This window comes from Dietzia sp. SYD-A1, from assembly GCF_015356725.1.
In the GTDB taxonomy this organism is placed as follows: domain Bacteria; phylum Actinomycetota; class Actinomycetes; order Mycobacteriales; family Mycobacteriaceae; genus Dietzia.
Map to the genome: position 1 here is coordinate 1 of NZ_JADDKI010000570.1, position 2,971 is coordinate 2,971.

The following is a 2,971-nucleotide window of genomic DNA, read 5'->3' on the forward strand; positions in this document are numbered from 1 at the left end:
TTCACCCAGGTGTCACATCCCCCGCCTACCCTGGCGGCCATGACAGACACCGCACAGGATCGCCTCGCACCCGATTCCGGGACCGATCCTCTCGCCCGGGCGGTGGCCCCCCTGCGGGAGGACGTCCGGTTCCTGGGTTCCCTGCTCGGCGACACGATCCGGGAACACGCAGGGGACCGGGTGTTCGATCTCGTCGAGACGGCCCGCCGGACGGCGTTCGCGGTCCGGCGCTCGGAGGCCGACAGGGACGAGGTGTCCGCCCTGTTCAAGGACATCAGCGCCGCCGACGCCATCCCGGTGATCCGCGCGTTCTCCCTGTTCGCCCTGCTCGCCAACGTGGCGGAGGACCTGCATCAGGAGCGCCGCAGGCGGATCCACCGGGCCGCGGGAGAGTCGCCGCCCGACGGGGACCTGGAGGTCACGTGGACCCGGGTCGCGGACCTGCTGGCGGCGGACGACGACGAGCGACTGGCCGCCGTGCGGGCGACCGCCCGCGTGTCCCCGGTGCTCACCGCGCACCCCACGGAGACCCGTCGCCGGATGGTGTTCGAGGCCACCCGCCGGGTGCATCTCCTCATGGGTCGCCGGGACGATCTGCGCTCGAGGGACCAGGACCCGGTGACGGAGGCGGAGATCGCGGAGATCGAGCTCGAGCTGCGCCGCCTCGTGCTCGCGCTGTGGCAGACCGCTCTCATCCGTAACGAGCGTCCCCACATCGAGGACGAGGTGATGGCCGGTCTGCAGTACTACGAGGCCACCCTGCTGGAGGTGATCCCGCCGCTCAACGCCCAGATCGACGACCGCCTCGGGTGCGGGGGTCGTGCGGTGGTGCGGCCCGGTTCGTGGATCGGCGGCGACCGCGACGGCAACCCGTACGTCACGGGTGACGTGGTGCGGTTCGCCACCGACCGGGCGGCCGAGCTGCTGCACGGTCACTACGCCGAGCAGCTGCGACTCCTCGAACGCGAGTTGTCGATGTCGGCCCGGATCGTCGAGGTCGACCCGGGGATAGCCGCGTTGGCCGATTCCCTCGAGGACACCCAGGTCGAGGGGAGCCCGGCCCGGGAGGACGTACCGTTCCGCCAGGCGGTCCGCGTGGTCCGTCGTCGGCTCGCCGCGCGTGCCCGCGCGACCGGGTCGTCGCTGCCCCGCTCGGTACTCCTGTCCGCCGGGCGTCTCATCGGCCTGGACGACGATCCCCCGTACGAGGACCCGGAGGAGATGGCGGCGGACCTCGAGACCATCGACGCCGGACTCTCCGCGGTGGGGTCAGACCTGCTGCGGGCCCCGCGACTGCGGGACCTGCGGTGGGCGCTGAACTCGTTCGGGTTCCACCTGCAGTCCCTGGACATGCGCCAGAACTCGGAGTCGCACGAGGACCTGCTCACCGAGCTGTTCGCGCTCGCCGGGGTGTCCGAGGACTATTCGGCTCTCGACGAGGACGCCCGTGTCGAGCTCCTGCTCGCCGAGCTCTCCCACGATCGCCCGCTGCTGGGCGTCCGTGCGGAGCTCTCGGAGTTCGCGGACAAGGAGATGGGCGTCCTGCGTGCGGCCGCGGAAGCGGTCGCCGGGCTCGGACCGGACGTGGTGCCCCATTACATCGTGTCGATGTGCGGTTCGGTCTCCGACCTGCTCGAACCCGCCATCCTCCTCAAGGAGGTCGGACTGTTCTCCGGTAGCCCGGACGAACCCCGGTCGACCGTGCGCCTCATCCCGTTGCTGGAGACCATCGACGACCTCGCCGGCGGGGCACGGATGCTCGACGCGGCGCTGGCGCTGCCCCAGTTCCGCGCGTTGGTGCGGTCCCAGGAGGACGTGCTCGAGGTCATGCTGGGCTACTCGGACTCCAACAAGGACGGGGGGTACCTCGCCGCCAACTGGTCGCTGTACGAGGCCGAGCTCGCTCTGGTCGACGCGGCCGCCCGTGCGGACGTTCACCTGCGCTTCTTCCACGGCCGCGGCGGCGCGGTGGGGCGCGGCGGCGGGAACTCCTACGACGCGATCCTCGCGCAGCCCCCGGGCGCGGTGCAGGGCGCGCTTCGGATCACCGAACAGGGGGAGATCATCTCCGCCAAGTACTCGGAGCCCGTCCGGGCCCGCCGCAACCTCGAGGCACTGGTGGCGGCCACCCTCGAGGTCTCGCTGCTCGACGTGGAGGGTCTGGGGGACGACGCGGAGCAGGCCTACGCGGTGATGGCCGCCCTCGCCCGCCTCGGTCGCGAGGCGTACGCCGAGCTGGTCCACGAGGACCCGGGGTTCATCGAGTACTTCACCACCTCCACCCCGCTCAGCGAGATCGGCGAGCTCAACATCGGCTCCCGCCCCACGTCCCGGAAGCAGACCTCCTCGGTCGACGACCTCCGGGCGATCCCGTGGGTGTTGTCGTGGTCGCAGTCCCGTGTGATGTTGCCCGGCTGGTTCGGCGTGGGCAGCGCCCTGAAGCGCTGGATCGACGACGGCGGGCCCACGGACTCGGAGGGCCACGACGCGGGGGGCGCCAACGCCGAGGAGCGGTTGGCCACACTGCGCCGCCTCTACCGGGACTGGCCGTTCCTCCGCACCACGCTGTCCAACATGGCCCAGGTCATGGCCAAGGCCGACATGAGTCTGGCGGGCCGGTACGCCGAGCTGGTCCCGGACGCCGAGGTGGGCAGGAGGATCCACGGGGTGATCTCCGACGAGTTCGAGCTCACCCGCGAGATGCTGCTGGCCGTGACCGGTCAGGAGACCCTGCTGGACGACAACCCGGCCCTCGCCCGCTCCGTCCGGAACCGGTTCCCGTATCTCGAACCGCTCAACAGGCTGCAGGTGGAGCTGCTGCGGCGCTACCGCGCGGGCGATCACGACCCCGACGTGCGCACGGGCATCCAATTGACGATGAACGGCCTGGCCACAGCGCTGCGAAACTCGGGCTGACCCGGCCACCGCGCCCGGCTGGCCGGGTCAGCCCGAGTTTCGCAGCGCTGTGGCC

1 protein-coding gene is annotated in these 2,971 nt (G+C 71.3%); it reads left to right on the plus strand.

Translation table 11 applies throughout. The annotated features are described in order from the left end of the window. The first annotated feature begins 39 nt into the window (after positions 1–39). Positions 40–2,916 carry a phosphoenolpyruvate carboxylase gene (ppc, locus tag IY392_RS17030; RefSeq protein WP_228549569.1) on the plus strand — a complete coding sequence of 959 codons (2,877 nt, stop codon included), beginning with the start codon at positions 40–42 and terminating at the stop codon, positions 2,914–2,916. The last annotated feature ends 55 nt before the right edge of the window (positions 2,917–2,971 follow it).

Bases quoted from the DNA above. Each gene is read 5' to 3' on its own strand.
- ppc (WP_228549569.1), top strand. From the start codon at position 40: ATGACAGACACCGCACAGGATCGCCTCGCACCCGATTCCGGGACCGAT.